This window comes from Ottowia thiooxydans DSM 14619, from assembly GCF_000422885.1.
In the GTDB taxonomy this organism is placed as follows: domain Bacteria; phylum Pseudomonadota; class Gammaproteobacteria; order Burkholderiales; family Burkholderiaceae_C; genus Ottowia; species Ottowia thiooxydans.
This window is the reverse complement of the sequence record NZ_AUGX01000078.1, coordinates 1-3835: the sequence shown is the minus strand read 5'-3', so window position 1 is coordinate 3835 and position 3835 is coordinate 1. Positions and strand designations below refer to the sequence as shown.

The window sequence follows — 3835 nt, the reverse complement described above, 5'->3', positions numbered from 1 at the left end:
CGAACGATCGCCTAGTCTTGGCTTTGGTCATTTCTATTCCTGTGAGACATTGATTTCCCTTATCGGGATGTCTTTCGAAATTAGACCAGCACAGTTAAGACCTTGACCTCACTCCTACCCTCTCCCAACGGGAGAGAGCTAAAAACCCGGACTTCTCCACCGATCTATAAAATCCCCGCATGCCCTTCGATTCCGCCCAAGCTCTGCGCCTAGCGCATGAGACGCTAGATATTGAAGCCGAAGCCGTGCTGGGCCTGAAACGCCAGCTCGACGAAGGCTTCGCTCGCGCTGTGCAACTGATGCTACAGGCCACCGGCCGTGTGGTGGTGATGGGCATGGGGAAAAGCGGGCACGTGGGTCGCAAGATCACCGCCACGCTCGCTTCTACCGGTACACCTTCCATGTTTGTGCACCCCGCAGAAGCCAGCCACGGTGATCTGGGGATGATCCAGGCGGGAGATGTCGTGCTGGCTATCTCCAACAGTGGGGAAAGCTCCGAGCTCACGGCCATCTTGCCTTTGGTGAAGCGGCTGGGTGCCCCTCTTGTTGCCATGACCGGAGATGCGCGCTCCACCTTGGCCCGCCATGCTGACATTGTGTTGCTGAGCGCTGTCGAAAAAGAGGCTTGCCCGCTCAACTTGGCACCCACCGCCAGCACCACTGCCCAATTGGCACTGGGCGATGCCCTTGCGGTGGCCCTGCTGGACGCGCGGGGTTTCCAGGCCGAAGACTTTGCCCGTTCTCACCCCGGCGGATCGCTCGGCAGGCGCTTGCTCACGCGGGTGGCTGATGTCATGCGCAGTGGCGCTGACGTGCCTCGCGCGGCACCGGAGGCGTCTTTTAGCGAGCTGATGCGTGAAATTTCCAGCAAAGGCCTGGGCGCAGCGGCCATAGTAGATAGTGACGACAAGGTGCTCGGCATCTTCACAGACGGCGATCTGCGCCGGCTGGTGGAAACGGGGCGCGATCTTCGCACTCTGACGGCGAAAGACGTCATGCGCCCTGGCCCGCGCTTCATTTCGGAAGGCGCCCTGGCTGCCGAGGCGGCTGAGATGATGGAGAAAAACCGTATCACTGTACTGCTGGTGCTCGATGAAGCGGGCCGTTTGCGCGGGGCTCTGAGCAGCAACGATCTGATGCGAGCCAAGGTTATATGACCCACGCTATTTCCCCTGCCCTGTCTTTTCCGCCTGAGCTGCTGCTGCGCGCTCAGGGGGTGCGCGTAGCCATTTTTGATGTGGACGGCGTCCTGACCGATGGTGGTCTTTACTTTTCTGGTGAGGGCGAAGTGCTCAAGCGCTTCAACACCCTCGATGGCCATGGTTTGAAACTGCTGGCGCGGGCAGGCATTACCCCGGTGGTGATTTCCGGGCGGGATTCCTCGCCTTTGCGAACGCGGTTGAAGGCCCTTGGCGTGACGCACTTGCGCCTGGGTACCGAAGACAAGCTGCCAGCAGCGCAAGAGGTGCTGGCGGAGTTGGGGCTGGATTGGCCGCAGGTGGCGGCCATTGGCGATGACTGGCCTGATCTGCCGGTGATGCAGCGCGCGGCATTCGCCTGCGCCACGCCAGATGCCCACGCCGAAGCGCGTGCGTTGGCCCATCATGTCACCACAGCCCGTGGCGGTGAGGGGGCGGGGCGTGAGTTCTGTGATCTGCTGTTGATAGCGAGCGGTCACTACCGTGCCCTCCTGCAAGCTCACCTGGGAGGTGGCGCGTGAAGGTATCAAGTTTTTGGAGCCGGGGGCGAGATCATTTTTTCACCTGGTTGCCGGTGCTGATGATGGCGGTGTTCGCTTTGGGGACTTGGTGGCTGGTGCGCAATGCGCCCCGCATGCCAGGTACGGAGGTCGAACGGCCCCTGCGGCACGAAGCAGATTACTTCATGCGCGATTTTTCCGTCCGGAATTTCGACGCCACTGGAAGGCTGCAGTCAGAGATTTTTGGCGTTGAAGGCCACCACTATCCAGATACGGACACACTCGAGGTGCAGACGCCTCGCATGCGCTCGTTCGACGACCAAGGCCGGTTGACTGTGGCGACGGCCAAGCGCGCTCTTTCCAAGGGCGATGGCTCCGAAGTCCAGTTATTTGGCAACGCCACCGTGGTGCGTGAGGAAGCGGCCGTGAAGGGTGGCGGGACCTTGCCGCGCCTGGAGTTTCGAGGAGAGTATCTTCATGCCTTCATCAACGATGACCGCGTCAGCTCAGACAAGCCCGTGGAGTTGCTGCGCGGAAATGACCGATTCACAGGCGACGTTTTCGAGTACGACAACGACACCGGCGTGGTTAACCTGCAGGGACGGGTCAAGGGAGTTATCCACATGAAAGCAGCGCCCCGATGAACCGCCTGGCTTTCATTACCGGTGCCTCCAGCGGCATTGGGCAGGCCATGGCGCAGCGTTTTTATGCCGCGGGCTGGAATTTGGCCCTGGTGGCCAGGCGAGAGGCAGAGCTGACGGCGTGGGCGACCGCACAGGGATGGCCCGCTGACCGCTGGCGGGTGTATGGCGCCGATGTGGCTCAGGTTGACAGCATCGTGGCCGCTGGCCACGTGTGCCTGAGCGAGCAAGGCGTCCCTGATGTGGTGATTGCCAATGCTGGCATCAGTGTGGGCATGGATACCGCTGAACGCGCCGATATTGAGGTCATGGCACAAACATTTGCCACCAATAACGTGGGGATGGCGGCCACTTTTCATCCGTTCGTCGAACCCATGCGCGTGCGCGGCAGCGGGTGTCTGGTGGGGATCGCCAGTGTGGCGTCCATTCGCGGTTTGCCTGGGCATGGTGCTTACTGCGCCAGCAAGGCTGGGGTGGTCTCTTATTGCGAGAGCCTGCGGGGTGAACTGCGCGGCAGCGGAGCCAAGGTGGTGACGATCGTGCCTGGGTATATCGACACACCGCTTACCCGCGCCAATCGGTATGGCATGCCCTTCTTGATGCAGGCGGATGTATTTGCCGATCGCGCGTTCAAGGCCATTGAAGCCGGCTCCAGCTACCGGGTCATTCCATGGCAGATGGGCGTGGTGGCCAAATTGTTGCGCATGCTTCCGAACGCGGTATATGACCGCCTGCTGGCTGGGCGCCCGCGCAAGGCGAGAAGAGAAAACTAGTACCGGAAGGAGCTGCGCACGGACTAGGTGGGCATGGCTCCCACCGGGGACTGATTGTGGTGAACCACATTCGACCTATCACGAGTGGTGAAACCGATACTCCTGAGTGAGCCCGCCAAATCCATAGGAGGTAGCCCTCACATCTTGCACGTAGATGTAGCTTTCGTTGTGCAAGTCTCCGAGGAGCTCGGAAAAAGCATCAAAGGCCTCGCGGATGTACTGCGCTTTTTCAGCTTTGGTGTTGGTTTCATCGGTGACTTTGATGTCAAAGTAGATACTGCTCTTGCCTTGCTCCGCCAATGATTTGCCAGCCACTATCCAGTCTTGAGGATGGATGTACTCAATGGCGATCGAGGTGACCTCCGGGTCCTTGTGAAGAATTCTGCTGGTGAGTTCCAGGAGGATTTTCGAGATGCTCGTGGTCATCTGACTTGACCTCTGCGCGCTGACTTTAACGTTCAAGATTGGCATATAAGCTCCTGTAATTAGCTATGCAACTAAGTGGACAAAAAAACACTCATTCAAGGGCTGAGCGAACGCCACGGATCTTCGATACTGCTTCTTCGAATTCAGCGATACCCAGAAGCTCTTTAAGCTTGCTGGTCACGGCACCACTTGCCTCATTTAGGGGTCGATTTGTTTTCGTTGTCAAAAGTGACGGTAGGAGATCGAGCACTGGCGTAGGGGTGGTCTGATAAGCCCTTGATTTCATTGGTTTTCCT

5 protein-coding genes and 1 pseudogene are annotated in these 3835 nt (G+C 59.1%); 4 read left to right on the top strand and 2 right to left on the bottom strand.

All coding sequences use genetic code 11. From position 1 onward, the window contains the following. Positions 1–179 precede the first annotated feature (179 nt). Genes G518_RS0126295 through G518_RS0126280 form a run of 4 tightly spaced genes read left to right on the top strand, consistent with a single transcriptional unit; the run spans position 180 to position 3113 of the window. Positions 180–1157 (top strand): KpsF/GutQ family sugar-phosphate isomerase, encoded by a 978-nt coding sequence (locus G518_RS0126295; protein WP_028605026.1) that lies wholly within the window; start codon positions 180–182, stop codon positions 1155–1157. After that, positions 1154–1720 carry a KdsC family phosphatase gene (locus G518_RS0126290; protein WP_028605025.1) on the top strand — a complete coding sequence of 189 codons (567 nt, stop codon included), beginning with the start codon at positions 1154–1156 and terminating at the stop codon, positions 1718–1720. The genes G518_RS0126295 and G518_RS0126290 overlap by 4 nt, the downstream gene beginning before the upstream one ends. Beyond that, positions 1717–2343, top strand: a complete 627-nt coding sequence (gene lptC / locus G518_RS0126285) for an LPS export ABC transporter periplasmic protein LptC (protein WP_028605024.1) — start codon at positions 1717–1719, stop codon at positions 2341–2343. Before G518_RS0126290 ends, lptC begins: the two co-directional genes overlap by 4 nt. Further along, entirely contained in the window at positions 2340–3113 is a 774-nt protein-coding gene (locus G518_RS0126280) for an SDR family oxidoreductase (RefSeq protein WP_028605023.1), read from the top strand. The genes lptC and G518_RS0126280 overlap by 4 nt, the downstream gene beginning before the upstream one ends. Positions 3114–3191: 78 nt before the next feature. Here G518_RS0126280 and G518_RS0126275 read toward each other — a convergent pair whose 3' ends face one another. After that, entirely contained in the window at positions 3192–3584 is a 393-nt protein-coding gene (locus G518_RS0126275) for a tautomerase family protein (protein ID WP_028605022.1), read from the bottom strand. Positions 3585–3630: 46 nt separating this feature from the next. Next, a pseudogene (locus G518_RS41155) lies at positions 3631–3835 on the bottom strand (hypothetical protein); the annotation flags it as partial.

Coding starts and splice junctions, on each gene's coding strand:
- G518_RS0126280 (WP_028605023.1), top strand. CDS start 2,340: ATGAACCGCCTGGCTTTCATTACCGGTGCCTCCAGCGGCATTGGGCAG.
- G518_RS0126295 (WP_028605026.1), top strand. CDS start 180: ATGCCCTTCGATTCCGCCCAAGCTCTGCGCCTAGCGCATGAGACGCTA.
- G518_RS0126290 (WP_028605025.1), top strand. CDS start 1,154: ATGACCCACGCTATTTCCCCTGCCCTGTCTTTTCCGCCTGAGCTGCTG.
- G518_RS0126275 (WP_028605022.1), bottom strand. CDS start 3,584: ATGCCAATCTTGAACGTTAAAGTCAGCGCGCAGAGGTCAAGTCAGATG.